The sequence below is a fragment of the Flavobacterium algicola genome, from assembly GCF_022399565.1.
Lineage (GTDB): Bacteria > Bacteroidota > Bacteroidia > Flavobacteriales > Flavobacteriaceae > Flavobacterium > Flavobacterium algicola.
In genome coordinates this window covers 86,906-106,943 of record NZ_JAJTUT010000001.1, presented here as the reverse complement: position 1 = coordinate 106,943, position 20,038 = coordinate 86,906, and the positions used below count along the sequence as shown (strand labels likewise).

The window sequence follows — 20,038 nt, the reverse complement described above, 5'->3', positions numbered from 1 at the left end:
TTTATACATTAAAATTAATACTAAATGTAGAGCCAACGTTTACTTGACTATCTACTGAAATTTTACCACCCATAGATTCAATCTGTACTTTGGTCATAAAAAGTCCAACTCCTTTAGCATCTGGATGCCTGTGAAAGACTTTATTTAAACCAAAGACTTTATGTCCATGTCTATCCAAATTAATACCTAATCCATTGTCCTTGAAAATAAGTTTATGAACTCCATTTTCTACAATCGATTCAATGAAAATTTCAGGATTTCTATCATTTGATTTGTATTTTATGGCATTGCTTACTAAATTAAGAAAAATACTTTCTAAATATACTCTATTAAATTTAATATTAGGATTATTCACAAAATCACAAGTAATTGTAGCTTTCGTGTTAAAAATTTGAGCAGTTAAAATCTCTTTCGTCTTTTGAAGTATTTCTTGGTAAGATAGCACTTCCAATTTTTTTGAAGATTCATTTTTGGTTTGTAATGCTTCAATTAAAGTATTTAGTGTATCGGTTAAGTGATGCGTAACGGTCTCAAATTTTTCAACTATCATGCTTTTGTCTTCTTGTGATTCTGCACATTTGTACAAGTCTAATAATGAATTTAAGTTGCTTACAGGAGCGCGCAGGTTATGTGACGTTATTTGTGCAAATTCAGCTAATTGAGCGTTTTGTGAGGTAAGTTTTTTTGCTAATAATTCCAGATTTTCATTGGCTTCTATTATTTTTCTCTCAGCTCTTTTTTGAACTGTAATATCCCTAATAGTAGCAGATACTAGAATTCCTTCTTCTGTTTTAAGAGGACTTATACTTATTTGAATAGGAATTTCCATTCCAGCTTTATTAATGCAAAAAAGTTCACGTCCATCACCAAGTTTCGTTATTTTAGGTTGCTCGAAATACGTACTACGATGTGATTGATGATTGTTATATTTTTTTGGAATTAATAATTCTACAGGTTTGCCAATTAATTCTTGCGATGCATAACCAAATAAGATTTCTGCCTGTTTATTGACCAAATGAATTTTACCTGCATCATTGGCAATTATCATTGCATCTGGCGCAGATTCCAACAGCCCTTTGAATTTGATTTCGGCCATCCTTTGCTGCGTTACATCTTGACAAGTACCGATGATCTCAATAACTTGACCTTCACTATCTGTAATTACTTCTCCTAACAGCTGAATTGATTTTGTTTTACCTCCAGTGGAGATAATACGATGTAGTAGCTCGTAAAAATTTTTATCTTTTATTGAGTTTTTGAATGAGGCATCTACAATTTCTTTGTCGTCTGGGTGAACAAAACTAAAATAAGTTTCAAAATTCAGATTTTCATTGCTGTCGACTTCGAATATATTAAACAAGTTGCTAGACCAAGTAACTTTATTTGTGACAATATTCCACTGCCAATGTCCCATCATTGTTATTTTCTCAGCATCGTTAAGCACCTGATTTTTGCGTAAAAGCTCTGATTCTAATTTTTTTTGGTCAGTTATATCTTGAATAATTCTTAAGGCACCAAAATCTTCTCCATTTTCATTTCTTAGTGGAGTTAATGTAGATCGACCGACAAAGGTTGATCCATCTTTCCTAATTACGGTCCATTCTCTAGAGTCGTACCCACTGTACTTTGACAAAATTTTACAAGCGCTTAGTCCAGAGTTTTCTTCATGGTACTGTGCCTTGACATCATTTTTAAAAATCTCATATTCTTCTGCTGCAAAAAATGAATTCTTTTTTTTAAATCCAATCATTTCAGAGGCGCTATATCCAAGCAAAGTTTCTGCACCCTTATTAAATTGATAAATTATATCATCTTTACTAATCGCAATTATAGCTATGGTATCAGAATTCAAATTAGCTTTCATAGATGGGCTTTAATTTATCGCTCGCGGTTCATCATTATATATGACTAGACTTAGCGAAGATGGATTGCTAAGTTAATTTTTTTATCTTTTGTACCCTAGTTTTTATTTCTATAATTGTAAGTCTTCTACATAGATATTTATGATTTTTGAAGTTGCATTTCCATTTCTTTATATTTTGAAGAAGTGTATGTTAAGTTAGGTTTGCAGTTGTCCTAACTAAAGATTATTCAGATTATCGCACTCTTTTAAATAAAAAAGCGTCTACTTCCTGTTTTTAAGAAAGTAGACGCTAGTATTATATTTTTGAAATTTATCTTAGAGCTTTTACAAAATCAGCGATTTTAGCTGTACCTTCTTCAGTTAGGTATTTGATGAATGCACTACCTATGATAGCTCCTTTTGCATATTCTGTAGCTTGTTTAAAAGTCTCGGCATTATTGATTCCAAAACCTATTATTTGTGGGTTTTTAAGATTCATGCTAGCAATTCGTTTAAAGTATTCGCTTTGAGTATCTCCAAATCCCGTTTGTGAACCTGTGACGCTTGCAGAACTTACCATGTATATAAATCCATTTGAAACACTATCGATAAAGCGTATACGCTCGTCTGATGTTTGTGGTGTAATTAAAAATACATTAATCAAACCGTATTTTTCAAATATTTCTTGGTATTCATCTGCATAAACATCTACAGGTAAATCAGGAATGATTAACCCGTCAATTCCAGTTTCTGCACATTTTTTACAAAATGCTTCTACGCCGTATTGCAGAATTGGGTTGAAATACCCCATAATTATTAAGGGTATGGAAACTGTAGCACGTATGTCTTTTAATTGGTTAAACAACACTTCTGTAGTCATTCCATTTCGCAAAGCTGTAGTTGAGCTTTCTTGAATAGTAGGACCATCTGCCAATGGATCACTAAAAGGTAATCCAATTTCGATTAAATCAACACCATTCTTTTCTAAATCTTCTATGATGGAAACAGTGTCATTATTGTTTGGGTATCCAGCAGAAAAATAGATGGATAAAATTTTTTTATCTTCTTGTAACTTTTGTTGTATTCTGTTCATGGTTTTTTATTTATCCAAAATGGTAATAGGTGTGCAATTTTATCTAGTTGGTTGCGGTAAATGTCCATGCAATTTGATTGGATTCTAGTAGAACTTCAAGACGCTTGTAATGCAATCCTTCGTAAGTATCTGCTTGTTGTAACTCTTCATCAGTGATGTCGTAGATTAAACCAACGATGATATCTGTTAAATTCTCGGTTGGGGTGATGATACGGTAAGTCACCATTCCAAATTCCTCTTCTATTTCGATATGAGTTAATGTGTATCCAATTAAAGTATCTGGAGTACCTTTTAAAATACGACCAAAAATTGTTTGTTGGATATCTGGATCTTTTAATGAACCGTATGCGAATAATTTTGCCATGATGAGTTTTTTTAATGTAATACCAAATTTTGTTATGGGCGCGTTAGGGATGGGAGCGGTATCCTTTTTTGGGCTTTTTCAGCCAAAAAAGATATAGCGCACAGCCCGACCGCTTTTCTGCGGTAACGCCCAACTATAATTTAAAATAATCTATATACGTTTCTAAATCTTTGTCGCCACGGCCCGAAAGGCAAATTACGACAATATCTTCAGGTTTGAATTTTTTCTCCTTTAAAACTGCTAATGCGTGTGATGATTCAATTGCGGGAATAATTCCCTCAAGTTGTGCGAGCTCATAACCAGCTTGCATGGCTTCATCATCTGTTAATGAGAAGAATTCACCTCTTCCTGATGTGGCCAAATGTGCATGCATAGGTCCAACTCCCGGATAATCTAATCCTGCAGATATGGAGTAGGGTTCAGTAATTTGTCCGTCTGGTGATTGCATTAGTAATGTTTTACAACCGTGAATCACACCAACTTTTCCTAACTTACTGGTTGCTGCACTATGCCCACTATTTACTCCTTTACCAGCTGCCTCTACGGCAATAATACCAACCTCTGGCTCTTTTAAAAAGTGGTAATAAGTACCTGCGGCATTGCTACCACCACCAATACAAGCAACTACATAATCAGGATTTTCACGTCCCTCTTGTTCTTTCAACTGCCATTTGATCTCCTCAGAAATTATACTTTGAAATCGCGTTACCATATCTGGATAAGGATGTGGTCCAATAGCTGATCCGATAATATAGTGGGTGTCTACAGGATTGTTAATCCAGTCGCGAATAGCCTCATTGGTGGCATCTTTTAAAGTACGTGAACCAGATAGAGCAGGACGAACTTCTGCACCCAACATTTTCATACGAGCCACATTTGGCGCTTGACGTTTAATGTCGATTTCGCCCATGTAAACAATACACTGCAATCCCATTAAGGCACAAACGGTAGCAGTCGCAACACCATGTTGTCCCGCACCAGTTTCGGCTATGATACGGTTTTTCCCCAATTTCTTAGCCACTAGAATTTGTCCAATGGTATTATTGATTTTGTGGGCACCAGTATGATTAAGATCTTCTCTTTTGAGGTAAATCTTTGTATTGTATTTCTCAGATAATCTTTTTGCATGATATAGAGGACTAGGGCGTCCTACATAATCCTTTAGCAATTGGTCAAATTCAGCTTTAAATCCTGGCTCAGCCATAATTTGAAGGTAATTTTCACGTAATTCTTCTACGTTAGGATATAGCATTTCTGGGATGTAAGCACCACCAAATTCGCCATAATACCCTTTTTCATCCACGTTATATGATATCATTTTCTACTTATTTTTTTATTAGAAGCAAAGTGATGCGTCTTTATTTTATTGTTGAGAGACACTGTAGTGCCTCTATATTTTTTAATCCGGCTTCAATTTCAAATTTACTATTTACATCAATGGCATAAATTGGCAAATCGGTCTTCATTATTTCATTAACGGCCTCTATTTCATCAGATCCAATTCCGCCACTTAGGAAGAAAGGTTTAGTAGAGGGGTAATTTTCAAGCACCTTCCAGTCAAATGTGGTTCCGTTCCCGCCAGGAAGTTTCCCTTTTGTATCAAAAAGAAAGTAATCACATGTTGATTCATAAGGTTTTAACACTTCAAAGTTGAAGTCGTCTAAGATAGAAAAAACTTTAATGATTTCTGTCCTGTTTTTTAATTTGCTTTTTAATTCGATGCAAAAGGCAACAGACTCGTTGCCGTGTAATTGTACAGCCTGCAAATCATATAATATTACTTTCCGTACTATTTCATCAATTGTTTCATCAACAAAAACTCCTGTTTTTTTAATGCTTTTTGGCAAATCTGGAATCGTTCCATCAAAATAACGAGTCGATCTTTCCCAAAAGATAAATCCCATATAGTCGGGTAGCAGTGTACCTACTTGGAGTATATTATCGGGATATTTCATTCCGCAAATCTTGATCTTCATTTTATATATTGTTTAGTTCTTGTTATTTTAAGAATCTTTATTTAATTCGAATAGGAGTAATGATAATTATTTATTTGCAACAAGAAGTTTTGTAATGAATTCGGTTGCAGCTTTCCCAGCATTATCTGTCTTCATGAAGTTTTCTCCAATCAAAAACCCTTTGTATCCGTAAGGTTTTAATTCGTTAATCGCTTCAACTGAACTGATACCACTTTCTGAAACTTTTACAAAGTCATTTGGAATTTTATCTGCTAGTTCTTTACTGAAATCTAAACTAACCTCAAATGTTTTTAAATTGCGGTTGTTAACACCAATCATGTTCAAAGTTGGCATTATTGACTTTTCTAATTCATCAAAGTTATGTACTTCTAGTAAAACTTCTAGACCAAGACTTTGGGCAAACTCAGATAGCGCTTTAATTTCGTCACGTGTTAAAACGGCAGCGATAAGTAGTATTAAATCGGCTCCATGAGCTTTCGCTTCCAATATTTGATATTCGTCAATAATAAATTCTTTTCTCAATAGAGGAATTGAAACAGATGCTCTAGCTAATAATAAATCGTCTAAGGATCCTCCGAAATATTTACCATCAGTCAAAACTGAAATTCCGCAAGCTCCTGCAGCTTCATATCCTTTTACAACCTCTTCTACGGTAAAACCATGATTAATCACCGATTTTGAAGGCGAACGACGCTTGTGTTCTGCTATAATACCAGATGCGCTATTTTTTAAGTTTTGGCTAAGCGAAATAGTTTCTTTCGAAAAAAACACTGAAGCCTCTAATTGTGAAACGGGGATAATTGCTTTTTTAAGAACAACTTCTCTTTTTTTATCGAAAATTATTTTATCTAGAATATTCATTTTAATCTTATTGACGTTTTGTTTTTTGATTCAAGTTTGTTCACTACTTGAGTGAATTTCTATTGCTGTTACTTACTCTTAAGCAAATTTACGAATTTACCAATTGTTAGTCCTTGAATTAGAATAGAAAAACAAACAATAATATAAGTTATTGTTACCCAAATATCTTTTCCTAATTCGGAAGGTATAGATAAAGCCAAAGCAATCGATATACCACCTCTTAATCCTCCCCAAGTTAGTATTAAAACGGTTTTGGGACTGATTTCTTCTTTTAATCGAATAAATAGAGAAGGAATTAAAACTGATATGTAACGCGTTAAAAGAACGATGAATATAAGAATAAGTCCAATAATCACAATTTTTCTATCTGTATTAATGATTAATAATTCAAGACCAATTAAAACAAAAAGCACTGCATTTAGAATCTCATCGGCCAGCTCCCAAAATTTGTCTACATATTCAGCGGTAATGTCAGACATTCCTAATCTTTTTCCTTGATTCCCCGTAATAAGCCCAGCTATGACCATAGCGAGCGGGCCTGAAACGTGTGTGTAATGTGCTAAGGAATAACCACCCATAACGATAGCAAGTGTAATTAAAACTTCGACATTGTAATTATTGATACTAGCAATTAGTTTGTAACCAACCCAACCTACAACAGCACCTAGAATAATACCCCCAATTGCTTCCTGCCCAAATACAGTTGCTATACTTAGCATAGAAACATCAGCATCGGGTTTGGCTAGTTGTAAAATACTTATAAAGACAACTACGGCTACACCGTCATTAAATAAAGATTCTCCTGCAATTTTAGTTTCTAACGACTTAGTCACCCCAGCAGTTTTTAAAATACTTAGAACAGCAATAGGATCTGTTGGCGAAATCAATGCTCCAAACAGCAAGCACTGAATAAGATTTACATCAAGATTAAAGGAGTTCAAAAGCCAGAAACTAGCGTAGCCCACGATAAATGTACTTATCACAACACTAATAGTTGAGAATAACATGATGCTTAATTTTTCAGCTTTTAAGTCTTTGAACTTAATATGAATTGCACCAGCAAATAACATAAAACTCAGCATCACTTCAAGTAATAATTCACTAAAATCGATCTCCTTTAAGACCGTTTCTACATTTTCTTCTATTGAGGGTATGATGTAACTCACACCAATAATTCCTAAAGAGAAGAGGAGGGAAACCAGCATAAGCCCAATTGCATTAGGTAACTTTAAATACCTAAAATTAATGTAAGCAAAAGTTGCTGATAAAACGATTAGTAATGATATGAGAGGGAACAATTCCATTTTTGAATTTATTAAGTAACAATTTTGAGACGATCGGTCTTTTGATTTCTATTTGTATAAAATTATAATTTTCTTTTAATGGTTACCATTTGATTCCCTTTCTTTTGAAATTCATATTCACAACTCACAATATTAACTAGAAAGTGTTTTGAAAAATGGTTTAAAATGTCATCTAAAACTTCTGATTTTGCTCCACTTAAATTTAATATCGGAAATATTCTGACTTCTTTTGCTACTCGTAACATTTCTGTAATAGCTTGCAAATGAAAATCTAATCCTAATTGAGAATAGAGTATCAAAAAGTGAGAACTCAAACCTATATCAAATTCTAGATCATCGTAACTCGTTAGTTCAGGTAACTCATGATCAATATATCTTTTTTGGTTTCTACCTAGCTCAAAATCTACAAGAAACTTATTCATGGCACCCATTCTAATGCATTCTAGTTCTTCAATATTCTTTATATGTTTCCAATTATAACTATCTTGATTAAGTTTCATTTGTTCTATTACAGCAAATTTTGTTTCTGTAATTTGAACTTCAATTTCTTTTTTAGAAAACTTGTAAATTGGATCTATTGAAATCACTACTTTATTAAGTTCATGCATTTCTGAATTGAAACTGGCAGGACCATCACCAAAGCTGATTATTTTTTTATTTAAATCTAAATCATCTAAGTTAAAGAGCAGTTTGTATTCGTTTAAACTACGGCCCCACGGAACTACATTTTTTAATTCGAAAGCCATAATTCTGTTTTAAAGACTCAATTCTTGTAATTTTTTTAAGGCATTTAATCCTTTACCTGAAAATAAGCTTTCCTTCGCACTTTCAAAACCTTCTAGCGGTGTACATCCTGATACCGTAGCAATGGCCATAGCTGCATTGGCACAAACCACATTATTCTGGGCTTCGGTACCTTTGCCCGAAATAATCGCTGTAAACATTTGAGCTGATTCATCAATCGAACTCCCACCGGCAATTTCAGTTTGTTTTAGTATTCGAACTCCAAAGTCAGATGGATTTAAGACACCTTCTTTCTTATGAGTTATAAATTTGGTAGGGCAGGTTAAAGAGATTTCGTCATACCCATCCAATGAATGTAGAATAGTGAAATTTGCAGCTGTGTTTTGATATAAATAACCATACATTCTAGCTAACTCTAAATTAAATACACCCACCATTTGATTTTGTGGAAAAGAAGGATTTACCATTGGCCCCAACATATTAAAAAATGTTTTTACAGCCAAATCTTTACGTATGGGCCCGACATTTTTCATAGCTGGATGAAAAAGAGGTGCGTGCAAAATACAGATTCCCGCTTGGTCGATTGACTTTTTCAGAAAATCGGCATCGTTACTAAATTTCACTCCTAATTTCTCCATCACATTACTAGAACCTGATATAGACGAAACACCATAGTTACCATGTTTAGCAACTTTCACTCCCGCACCAGCAGTAATAAATGATGCTAGGGTCGAAATATTAAAAGTGTCTTTTCCGTCTCCACCTGTACCACAGAGATCGATTGTATTAAATTCAGATAAATCTACTCGAATACATAATTCTAATAAAGCTTCTCTAAAACCTGCTAGCTCATCAATAGTAACCGAACGCATCATGTAAACTGTTAGAAAAGCTGCTGTTTGACTAGCATTATAACTACCGCTTGAGATATTGACCAAAATAGATTTAGCTTCTTCTTTAGATAATATTTCGTGATTAATTAATCGATTTAATGTATTTTTCATTTCTATTTCTATTTTTTGATGCAAGTTTGCTATAACACTAATTCAGCTTGCTACTTTAATTTAATTACAGTTTAATTTTCTTTTTTATGTCTACACATATACTTTAAATAAACTACAATTTCTTCTGATTCTTTTTTTGTTATTTCTAATTTTGGCATCTTTACCTTATGTCGAAAACTTGTTGGATCAATTATATATTTCACTAATTGATCCTCAATCCAGTATTCGGTTACGCTTTTTGGATAATTTAATTCTGGACCCATTGTTCCACCAATGTCGTTTATGGCATGGCACGTAATGCAATATTTTTGAAATAACTTATATCCCACAATTGACTTTTGATCATCTTTTGGATACAACACATTATCTAAGCTTGAAAGTGGTTCCAATTTTATCCCAATCAAATTGTAGGGCCATTTGTAACGACTATCCTTTGGTGATGCATTTGGATAAACTAGATAAAAAGGAGCTGCATCCATCTTATTTCCGTTCTTTATAATGGTTTCCCATTTTGCTCCTTCAGTAGCATCCAAATCTTCATAAGCAATAAACGGTTGCGCTGTTAAAAATAGTTGAAGAGGCATTTCGGGTTTGTAACCATCTTTGCACTCAAAAACTATTTTGGTTTTGGCTATATCTATTTTAGAAAACCGCTCTACATTATTCAATATCGACAAAGCACTAACTGCCTTGTATTTCTTCATTTTGTGATATACAGGATCTTCAACTACAGTAATTACGGTATCTTTTCCTTGCTTAGCAGTTTCAAATAATGCAACGAGATCAATGTTGATACTATTTTGTTCATAATCAGTAACTTGTTGCTTTGCTTCTTTTTTATGTTGACAAGAAGCAAGACAACAAACAATTAAAATTAGAATTACAAGTTGGAAATTTGGATATTTCATAATGTGACTTTTAGATTGTAATGAATAAGGATTAGACTCTTTTACCCATTGTCTTCAATTACGATACTAAAAAAACTATTTATGGCAAATTAACCATTTACCCAATTTTCTAGCATTTTCTTCCCGTTTGGTGTCAAAACACTTTCAGGATGAAATTGTACCCCTCTCACATCATACGTTTTATGACGTAAAGACATGACTTGACCGTTTTCATCAAATGATGTTGCTTCTAGAACGTCTGGTAAAGTAGGATCAACAACCCATGAGTGGTAACGTCCAACTTCGATTTCGTTTTCCAAATCTTTGAATAAAATCTCATCGTTTACTATCGTTTTAATATTTGTAGCTACACCATGGTACACTTTGTCTAAGTTCGAAAGTGTTCCGCCGTACACTTCTCCAATTGCTTGTTGTCCGAGACAAACACCAAAAATACTTTTAGTTGGTCCATATTTCAAAATTACAGCTTTTAGTAAACCAGCCTCATCTGGTATTCCAGGACCTGGAGAAAGTACAATTTTATCAAAATGAGCAATTTCATCAATATCAAATTCATCATTTCGATAAACGGTAACTTCACAATTCAAATCTTCTAGATAATGCACTAGGTTGTAAGTGAAACTATCGTAATTATCTATAACTAATATCTTTTTCATTTTGTCGTTTTTTATTTGTGCTTTAGCTGTGGTCTGCTAAAAGGCGAAATATTCTTATTTAAATTGTTTCTGCTAAGTCCAAAGCTGTATTTAAAGCTCTTAATTTATTGTAGACTTCTTGCATTTCGCTTTCTTCGTCAGAGCTAGCAACAATTCCAGCACCTGCTTGCGAGTGTAATTCATGATTTTTACTTAAAAAAGTACGAATCATTATAGCGTGATTAAAATTTCCTTCAAAATCCATGAATCCTATAGCTCCACCGTAGAAATTACGATTTGTTTTTTCGTATTGTTCTATTAATTGCATTGCTCTGTGTTTTGGAGCACCGCTCAATGTTCCGGCAGGAAAAGTATCGGCTACAACTTGCATCGTTGTAGCGTTGTCATGTAAATGACCTGTTACTTTAGATACCAGATGGATTACATGCGAGAAGAATTGTACTTCTCTATAACGGTCGACTTTTACATCATGTCCGTGACGACTTAGGTCATTTCTGGCCAAATCAACTAGCATAACATGTTCGCTGTTTTCTTTCTTGTCTTCTGACAATTGTTTAGCCAAAACGGCATCTTTCTCATCATCGCCTGTACGTTTAAATGTCCCTGCAATTGGATGAATTTCTGCTTTACGATCTTTTACAATAATTTGAGCTTCGGGTGAAGATCCAAATATTTTAAAATCTCCATAATCAAAAAAGAAAAGGTAAGGGGAGGGGTTTATACTTCTTAAGGCTCTATAAACATTAAATTCATCTCCTTTAAATCCTTGAGTAAAACGACGAGATAATACAAGTTGAAAAACATCTCCACGGAAGCAATGTTTTTTGGCTAATGCTACATTTTGCTTGAACTCTTCATCTGTTAGGTTAGAATATCCTTCACCATCTCTGGAAAAACTATAGGTAGCTAGGTTTCTTGTTTGCAGCAATTGTTGTAACTCAGGAATGTTATTTTTACCATCTAAACTGTGACAAAATATATATGCTTGATTTTTATAATGGTTTATTGCAATGATATTCTGGTAAACAGCATAATAAACATCAGGAATGGTATTGCTATTTTCTTTTTTCGAAATATTTACTTTTTCAAAGTAACGAACGGCATCATAAGAGAGATATCCAAATAAGCCATTGTTAATGAATTTAAAATCATTTTTATCTGACTTAAATTGTTTAGAGAATTCCTCTATAGTATTTGGAATATTAGTTGTGGCATCGATTGCGATCGTCTCTGTCGTTCCGTCAGGATAATTTTTATAAATTGTCTCATTTTCTATTTTAAATGATGCAATAGGATTGCAACAGATGTACGAGAAACTATTGTCATTGCCATGATAGTCACTACTCTCTAATAATAGACTATTTGGGAATTTATCTCTAATTTTTAGATATACACTAACAGGTGTAATGGTATCTGCTAGAATTTGCTTATAACGAGTTTTGAGTATAAAGGGTTTCAATAGAAAATTTTTTAATGATTAATAGTTGTAAAACAGTAATGAAATTAACGTAAAAAAGGCTTGTCGTGATGACAAGCCTTTTTATATGTATAGTTTACTAAATACTATAGGAGCTTTGTTCACGACGTCTGACGTAAATTGTTCCACCACCAAGTATTGTTTGTAATTGAGATCATAATTATTTTGTTGATACAAATATAGAAATCAATTTTGATTTTTCAAATAAATAAGTGTGAAAATTTCACGCTTATATTAACTTATAAAAGAAAAATCTAGTTCTATGCTAGTCTCAAAGTACATTTGAACTGAAATTTTAAATGTTTTAAAACACCAAGTTAACTTTTAAGTCAAATTGATCATAGATAGTCTTATCGCCTAAGTCGTCAAAGAAACTTCCAGATCCATATCGAATGTCATACTTGGTTCTGTCTACTTTCAGATCAGCAGTTGCAGTATTGTTATTCACCGCAAATTCAAAAATAATGGGATGCGTTTGCCCTTTAATTGTTAGGTTTGCAATAATGGTATAGTTATTATTTCCTTTGTCTGTTACAGTTTTGAAATTTAACAAGGCTGTGTCAAAATTATAAACTCCAAAAAAATCGTCTGATTTTAAATGCCCTTCTAGTTTTGCCTTTGAGCTACCCGTTTGATCTGTATTGTTTAAGGTCGTCATATCGGCAATAAAGCTTCCTCCAACTACTTTGTTGTTTTTGAAGGTAAGTGTCCCTTCTTTGAACTTAATAGTTCCTTCGTGTTGACCTGTAATCTTTTTACCTGTCCAGATGATGCTGCTGTTTGTAACATCAATTTTTTTAATTTGAGCTTCAACGGCCGTAGATGAAAAGATTATAAGTAGGATGATTGATAAAAGTTTGAGATTTTTCATAATAATGATTTTAGATTATTAACTGTTTTGGTATGGAAATAAACCTTAGACTGAACATTTATAATTTTGGCGCGCTCTATGAAACAGAAGAGATAAGGATTGATCCTTAAGAATAAAAAAATTCGTCTATTGTGACATTACATTTTATATTCAAGCTTCAGCAGTAATTATATATTTACTAGAATTTTTGTCTAATATATTATAAGCTAGGTGCTCGCAATTTAGCAAATGGATAATGTGCTTTTCTCAAAGTTACAATAAAACTACTAGAATAGTATTAAAATCAATATGAATTTTTAAATGTATAATGTTTGTAATCAGGTAAATAGGGTACTATAAAAAAATAACCCCAACAGGAACTGTCGGGGTTAAGGTCAAATATAAATTATAAAACTGGTATTGCTATTTTCGATCTAATAGTGTCTAAACGACAATTAAATTGACCAATATCATCAAAACGTAATAAATGGAATTAAAATTTCAAATCTACAGCTAATTCAAATTCGTCTGAAATTGCTTTATCTCCTAAGTTATCAAAAAAGCTTCCTGAACCATATTTGATATCATATTTGGTTCTGTCTACATTGAAATTAGCCGATGCAGTATTTCCTTTAACAGCGATGTCAAAAGTTACAGCACTAGTTTTTCCTTTAATTGTTAAGTCAGCAATTACGGTGTAATTATCTTTTGATTTGGTACTGATTTTTTTAATCATTAATGCAGCCGTATTAAATTTTTCGGTTCCAAAAAAATCTTCTGATTTGATATGACCATTAAATTTTTGTTGTTGCTCACCGCTAAGATCTGTAGCTGTAATAGATGTCATATCTACAGTAAATTTTCCACCAACTAAGGTATTCGATTTAAATAATAATGAACCATCTTTAAAGTTTACAGTTCCGTTATGCTGACCTGTAACTTTTTTTCCAACCCAGTTAATAGAACTTTTTGAAACATCAATTTTCTTAGATTGAGCGTTGATAGTTGCGGTAGTAAATAAAACTACCAATGATAATGCAATTGCTTTTAAATTTTTCATGTGTTTGATTTTAAATAATAATTATAGTGTAGTAAATAATTCCTCTTGCGATTTTCTAACTTTTTTGTAATGCTGTGATACATCTTCAGCATGTCTGTAGCCCACAGTTGTAATTAGAGTTGCGTTCAATCCTAATTTGTCTAATCCTAAAATTTCATTTACTTGTTCGGGCACAAAACCTTCCATTGGGGTAACGTCAATTTGCTTCTCGGCTGCCGCATTCATTAAATTTCCCATTGCAAGATACGCCTGTTTTGAAGACCAGATGTTTTTACTATCCTCAGGTAAAGATAAGATTTTTGATTTCATGAAATCAGCATATCCTGCCATTGATTCAATAGGCAAGTCTCTGGTCTCGCAGATATTTTTAACATACTGATTAATTTCTTCTTCAGAAATACTAACTACGTTTGCAAAAACGATTAGGTGAGAAGCATCTACAATTTGACTTTGTCCCCAGGCTACAGGTTGTATTTTTGCTCTTAATTCTGGACTCTCAACAATAAAAACCTTGTAAGGTTGAAGTCCATAAGAAGAGGCCGTTAAGCGTATAGCTTCTTTAAGAAAGTTTAAATCCTCGGCTGTTATCTTTTTTGATGCATCAAATTTCTTTGTAGCGTATCTCCAATTTTGATTTTCTAAAAATGTACTCATGATTTGTGTTTATATGTTTCTGTATTTTTCTAGTAAATAATTTAGTTGTTGCAATTCGTCATCACTAAAATTGTCAACAAAAGATTGTTCGTGCTTTTTAACTTTTGGTTCTAGTTCAGTGAGCGTGTCCAATCCTTTCTGAGTTATCGATACTTCAATTTTGCGTCTATTTTCTGGACATACTTGGCGCGTTACAAATGATTTTAATAAGAGTTTATCAACCAAACGTGTGGTGTTGCTTTTTTTAGCTACCATTCGTTCTTGAATAAGAAACATGTTGGCAGGTTTTCCTTTTTGGCCTCTTAGTATTCGTAGTACATTATATTGTTCGCTTGATAAGTCATAAGGTTTAAGAATTTCACCAAACTGTTCCGAAATAATTTTTTCGGTGTACAAAATATTCAAAATGATCTTGGTAGTATCATTTAAATTTTTTGTTGTTTTTGTAATCTCTTCAATGTTCATAACTAGATCGTTAAATATTTGTAGGTACAAATGTAGTTATTATTTCATTTGTATATACAAATATTTAAGATTTTAACAAAATTTAAGGAATTTTGTAATTTGCGATGCACTCTAATTTTAAAAAATTTAGTACATTTAAGGTGTTTGAAATTGGGTATTAAGAGCCAACTAGTTATGAAATTATGAAAGAAAAAAAGCCGACTTACCAAGATTTGGAAAATGAAATAACATCTTTGGAAGAAGCTATTTTGGCTTTAAAGCATGAAAAGGAACTTTCAAGCTTATATTTTAATCACAACCATGATATTGAAAATAAAGTAGGCGGATTTCAAAATTCAATTTTTGAACGCATCACTGAACCATTTATCGCATTTGATAATGATTGGTGTTATACCTACATGAATCATCAAGCGGGTGAGTTATTGTGTTGTGACCATACTAAAATAATCGGTAAATGTATATGGGAACTCTATCCTGAAAGTAAAGAATTAGCATTTTATACCGCTTTTCATAAGTCTCTAGAAACTCAAAAGTATATTTCTATCGAACAATTCTATCCAACTTGTGAATTGTGGTATGAAAACCATATCTATCCTTCTCCAAATGGAATATCTGTACTATTTAAAGATATCACAAATAAAAAAGAGCTTACCAGTAACTTAGAATTTAATGAAAAAAGATTTAGAGCCTTAGTCGAAAATAATGATGAGCTCATATCTATTATAGACCAAGATTTAAACGTTATTTTTCGTAGTGCTGCGGCAGAACGAATCACAGGCTGGAAAAATGACGAAATTCATGGAATGGATATCTCCTATTTTTTAGATTCCCATCAGTACGATTATTTCGAAAAGAAAGTTAGAGAATCATTTGATAATCCAGATATATTGATTCCAATTTTATTGCAAATTAAACACAAAGGCGGACATTTGTTATGGCTAGAGGGAACAGTTGTAAATAAGATTAATGACATTGATGTAAGAGGTATTGTAGTCAACTTAAGAGATGTTTCCGAATTAATTAATGCCAATAAGGCTTTGACTTTGGAGCGTGATAAGTTCATGAAAATTGCAGCAGCTTCTCCAGGTATGATTTATTCGATGAGACAAAATAAGGATGGCTCGTTGTGTTTTCCTTACGCTAGTAGTTCTCTACAAAGCCTGTGTGGTTTTAAATACTATGAAATCGAAGCAGATCCTAGTTTAATTTTTTCTAGTATACATAGAGAAGACTTTCTAGAACTCAAAGATAAGATCGCAAAAACTTTTTCAGAATTTGTTCCTCTAAAACATGAGTACCGCTACAATCATCCTGTAAAGGGATTGATTTGGCATGAAGTTAATTCTCTACCCGTTATTGAGGCAGAGGGTACAGTAATTTGTCATGGAGTAATAACGGATATAACCGATAAGATTATTGCAAAAGAGAAAGTCCTTAAGGTAAGTAGACTCTATCATTTTATCAGTCATATCAATCAAATGATTGTTCAGACAACTAATCAAGATGAATTATTTAAAATAGCTTGCGATATAGCTGTGGATATTGGTGATTTTGAAATGGCTTGTGTTGGTTTATATAATACTGACTCAGATAAGTTTGAGATGGCAATGTATGCCGGTGGTGATGCAGAATATTTTCAAATTTTAAAATCTATAGTTAATACTGGAAAGGAATACAGCGCTAAAAATGGCGTGGGAAATCTTTTGAGAGCGGGGAAAGCTGTTATTTGTAATGATATAGAGAATGATCCCGATCTTGCTTCTTGGAAAGAAGAACCAATAAAACGTGGCTTTCGATCGGCGATGGCACTCCCAATCATTAAATTTGATAAAGTTGCTGGATTTTTACTGTTTTTTTATGGTGAAACTAATTTTTTTGATAAAGAAGAAGTTGCATTATTAAAAGAAGCAACTGGGGATGTTTCTTTTGCAATAGAATTATTCGAAAAAGAAAAATTAAGGAAGCAGACGGAAAGAGAGCTTATTGAAAGCGAACAACGATATCACACCTTAGCAGAAGTATCGCCTGTTGGAATTTTTAGAGCAGATTTACAAGGCAAAATAACATATATTAATTCTAATATAAGCAAAATATTAGGTCTATCACTCGAAGAAATTAATGAAGTGGGTTGGTTTAATTCCGTACATAATACAGACAAGATTCTGGTTAGAATGGCTTGGGATGCATTGATAAAAACTGGACAGGAACAATCTGCAGAATTCCGTTTTGAACAATCAGACGGCCGAACGACTTGGGTTTTAGGAACAGCTGTATCAGAAAGAGATTCTAATGGAAAAGTATTGGGATATATTGGTACGACAACTGATATAACAGCAAATAAAAAAATTGAAAGTGAGTTAAGAAAGACCAATGACAGATTTGAAAAGATTGCCACAACAACAAATGATATTGTTTTTGAGTTGGATTTAATCAAAGGCAGTAGTTGGCATAACAAAAGTTACAATGAAATTTTAGGATTTTATGATGACAGCTTTGGGGCTGAGGAAAACAAAAGACTGTGGCGTTCAAGACTGCATCCTGAGGATCGAGAACAAGTTATAGAATCATTTGAAACTATTTTAAATCAAAATAAAAATTACTGGTCATCAGAATTTAGATTTTTAAAAAATGATGGTACTTACGGGATTTTTTACGAAAGAGATGTTATCGTAAGAGATGAAAATGGAGTGCCGATAAAAATTCTCGGTTCCATGATGGACATCACAAATATTAAAAAAACAGAAGGAGAATTTAAAAAAGTTAACGGACGTTTAAAAGGTATTTTTGATGCGCTACCCGATTTATTATTCGAAATAGGAGGTGACGGAATAATTAAAAGCTACCATTCACATAGACAAGATCTGCTAACTGTTCCGTCTAAAGAATTCATTGATAAGAAGTTTAGAAATATCTTACCAACGCACGCAGCGGACATAATTGAAAAAGCACTTATTGAAGCTAATGAGAAGAGTATATCAACTGGTAAACAATATTGGTTAGAATTACCTGCTGGAACGCACTGGTTTGAACTTTCAATTTCAAAAATGGAGGGGGAGACATTTGAAGAGTCATTGTTTATTTGCCTTTCTAGAGATATTACCGAAAGTAAAAGGACAGAAGAGTCATTACTTAAAAGCAAAAAGAGATACAGAGGATTATTAAGTAATTTGGAGGCCGCTATAGTAGTATATAGTCCTGACAAGTCGATTATTACAAGCAATAACAAAATCTTAGAATTATTGAGTATTTCACTTGTAGACAAAGGGGAATTAAAAGAAACGATTGAAAGTCTACTCTTTTTTGATGAAAATAAGAAAGCTATTCTGGAAAATGAACATTTAGTAAATCAAATTTTAAAAACAAATAATCCAATCAAAAATTTAACGATTGGAATTAAAAGGCCGTCGGCAAAGAAGATAATTTGGGTATTGATTAATGGTTTTCCACTATGGAGCGAAAATGGAGATATTGTTGAGGTTGTTTTCAGTATTATCGATATCACTGAGAAGCGATTGATGCAAAATGCGTTTAAAAAAGCGAAAGAACAAGCTGAATTTGCTAACAAAGCAAAAACGCAATTTTTAGCAAATATGAGTCATGAAATACGAACTCCTCTTAATGGTATTATCGGATTTTCGTCACTGTTGAAGGAAACAAATTCAAAAGAGATTCAAGCAGAATATATTAGTACAGTAAATGAATCAGCTAATAGTTTGATGCGAATCGTTAATGATGTTCTTGATTTTTCTAAGATTGAATCTGGAAATGTCGAACTCGAAATGGAGAAGGTCAATCTTGCGGAGCTCTGCCATCAAACAATCGATTCATTTCGTTATCAAGCCGTCCAAAAGAAAATTAATTTAATAAGTGAGTTCGATAATAAAATTCCAATAGCTGTTTTAACTGATGCTGCGAGACTTAAACAAGTCTTAGTAAACCTTGTTGGTAATGCCTTGAAATTTACTAATAATGGAGAAGTAAAGTTATCGGTGGTTGCATTGCCGGTGGACAAGGATGATCACGTACAAGTTCGCTTTTCGGTCAAGGATACGGGCATAGGTATCAAATCTAACAACAATATTAAAATCTTTAAATCATTTGTACAAGAGGATAATTCAACTAGTAGAAAATTTGGAGGTACAGGACTTGGTCTAACCATCTCAAATCAATTACTTGATTTGATGGGAAGTCATTTAGAACTTAAATCTAAAACAGGCGAAGGAAGTGATTTTTTCTTTACAGTTACCTTCAAGAAGGTGCTATACAAAGAAATTAGTGTTTCTACTGTCGAAAGTAAAGTACCTACTTCATCCATAAAAATTTCACACTACAAAAAAGTGCTTTTAGTCGAAGACAATAAAATTAATATGCTTTTGGCTCGAACTTTAATCAAAAAGATAATGCCTAATGCTACAATTTATGAAGCTCTGAATGGTAAATTGGGTGTCGAAATTTGCGCGAAAGAACAGGTTGATGTCATTTTTATGGATATTCAAATGCCAGTGAAAAATGGTTATGAAGCAACGGCAGAAATTAGAACAATAAAAGGCTATGCTACCACACCAATCATTGCCTTGACCGCCGGTATTATGGTAGGAGAAAAGGAAAAATGTTTTCAAAGCGGTATGAATGACTATTTGTCTAAGCCAATAATTTATAAAGATTTAGAAGAAATTATTGTAAAATGGTGTAGTGTTTAGTTCCTTTTTTTATAACTCCAAACTGCAAAACTATTAATGACTACTGCGTAAGTAGTTGTTACTGCCTATCTTCTAAATA

At 33.0% G+C, this 20,038-nt stretch carries 17 protein-coding genes; 1 reads left to right on the top strand and 16 read right to left on the bottom strand.

The features are described from left to right. Position 1 precedes the first annotated feature (1 nt). The 16 genes from LXH21_RS00425 to LXH21_RS00350 all read right to left on the bottom strand — a co-directional run bounded on the left by LXH21_RS00425 (position 2) and on the right by LXH21_RS00350 (position 15,259). On the bottom strand, positions 2–1,864 hold the full coding sequence (locus LXH21_RS00425) for a PAS domain S-box protein (RefSeq protein WP_239861835.1): 1,863 nt from the start codon (positions 1,862–1,864) through the stop codon (positions 2–4). 310 nt (positions 1,865–2,174) lie between these two features. After that, positions 2,175–2,936 (bottom strand): tryptophan synthase subunit alpha, encoded by a 762-nt coding sequence (gene trpA, locus LXH21_RS00420; RefSeq protein ID WP_239861834.1) that lies wholly within the window; start codon positions 2,934–2,936, stop codon positions 2,175–2,177. A gap of 43 nt (positions 2,937–2,979) precedes the next feature. Continuing rightward, entirely contained in the window at positions 2,980–3,300 is a 321-nt protein-coding gene (locus LXH21_RS00415; RefSeq protein WP_239861833.1) for a gamma-glutamylcyclotransferase family protein, read from the bottom strand. Positions 3,301–3,433: 133 nt separating this feature from the next. Beyond that, complete coding sequence (trpB, locus tag LXH21_RS00410; protein WP_239863618.1) at positions 3,434–4,615, bottom strand: tryptophan synthase subunit beta; 1,182 nt, start codon at positions 4,613–4,615, stop codon at positions 3,434–3,436. Between the two features lie 43 nt (positions 4,616–4,658). Then, entirely contained in the window at positions 4,659–5,276 is a 618-nt protein-coding gene (locus LXH21_RS00405) for a phosphoribosylanthranilate isomerase (protein WP_239861832.1), read from the bottom strand. Between the two features lie 66 nt (positions 5,277–5,342). After that, positions 5,343–6,137: an indole-3-glycerol phosphate synthase TrpC gene (gene trpC, locus LXH21_RS00400; protein WP_239861831.1), complete on the bottom strand. Its 795-nt coding sequence runs from the start codon at positions 6,135–6,137 to the stop codon at positions 5,343–5,345. 68 nt (positions 6,138–6,205) lie between these two features. After that, on the bottom strand, positions 6,206–7,441 hold the full coding sequence (locus tag LXH21_RS00395; protein WP_239861830.1) for a cation:proton antiporter: 1,236 nt from the start codon (positions 7,439–7,441) through the stop codon (positions 6,206–6,208). Positions 7,442–7,503: 62 nt separating this feature from the next. Next, positions 7,504–8,187 carry a hypothetical protein gene (locus tag LXH21_RS00390; protein WP_239861829.1) on the bottom strand — a complete coding sequence of 228 codons (684 nt, stop codon included), beginning with the start codon at positions 8,185–8,187 and terminating at the stop codon, positions 7,504–7,506. Positions 8,188–8,196: 9 nt separating this feature from the next. Continuing rightward, the gene (trpD, locus tag LXH21_RS00385; protein WP_239861828.1) at positions 8,197–9,189 is read right to left on the bottom strand and encodes an anthranilate phosphoribosyltransferase; all 993 of its coding nucleotides are present in this window, start codon (positions 9,187–9,189) and stop codon (positions 8,197–8,199) included. A gap of 71 nt (positions 9,190–9,260) precedes the next feature. Then, a complete protein-coding gene (locus LXH21_RS00380) occupies positions 9,261–10,097 on the bottom strand; it encodes a c-type cytochrome (RefSeq protein ID WP_239861827.1) in 837 nt (278 codons plus the stop codon). Positions 10,098–10,186: 89 nt separating this feature from the next. Next, positions 10,187–10,753, bottom strand: coding sequence for an anthranilate synthase component II (locus tag LXH21_RS00375; protein ID WP_239861826.1), 567 nt, complete (start codon positions 10,751–10,753; stop codon positions 10,187–10,189). Between the two features lie 58 nt (positions 10,754–10,811). Continuing rightward, positions 10,812–12,212 (bottom strand): anthranilate synthase component I family protein, encoded by a 1,401-nt coding sequence (locus tag LXH21_RS00370; RefSeq protein ID WP_239861825.1) that lies wholly within the window; start codon positions 12,210–12,212, stop codon positions 10,812–10,814. A gap of 322 nt (positions 12,213–12,534) precedes the next feature. Next, a complete protein-coding gene (locus LXH21_RS00365) occupies positions 12,535–13,101 on the bottom strand; it encodes a YceI family protein (protein ID WP_239861824.1) in 567 nt (188 codons plus the stop codon). 472 nt (positions 13,102–13,573) lie between these two features. Continuing rightward, positions 13,574–14,140 carry a YceI family protein gene (locus LXH21_RS00360; RefSeq protein WP_239861823.1) on the bottom strand — a complete coding sequence of 189 codons (567 nt, stop codon included), beginning with the start codon at positions 14,138–14,140 and terminating at the stop codon, positions 13,574–13,576. A 21-nt stretch (positions 14,141–14,161) separates the two neighbouring features. Next, on the bottom strand, positions 14,162–14,794 hold the full coding sequence (locus LXH21_RS00355) for an NAD(P)H-dependent oxidoreductase (protein WP_239861822.1): 633 nt from the start codon (positions 14,792–14,794) through the stop codon (positions 14,162–14,164). Positions 14,795–14,803: 9 nt separating this feature from the next. Then, complete coding sequence (locus LXH21_RS00350) at positions 14,804–15,259, bottom strand: MarR family winged helix-turn-helix transcriptional regulator (protein ID WP_239861821.1); 456 nt, start codon at positions 15,257–15,259, stop codon at positions 14,804–14,806. A gap of 182 nt (positions 15,260–15,441) precedes the next feature. Between LXH21_RS00350 and LXH21_RS00345 the strand changes: the two genes are divergently transcribed. Further along, the gene (locus LXH21_RS00345; RefSeq protein WP_239861820.1) at positions 15,442–19,959 is read left to right on the top strand and encodes a PAS domain S-box protein; all 4,518 of its coding nucleotides are present in this window, start codon (positions 15,442–15,444) and stop codon (positions 19,957–19,959) included. The last annotated feature ends 79 nt before the right edge of the window (positions 19,960–20,038 follow it).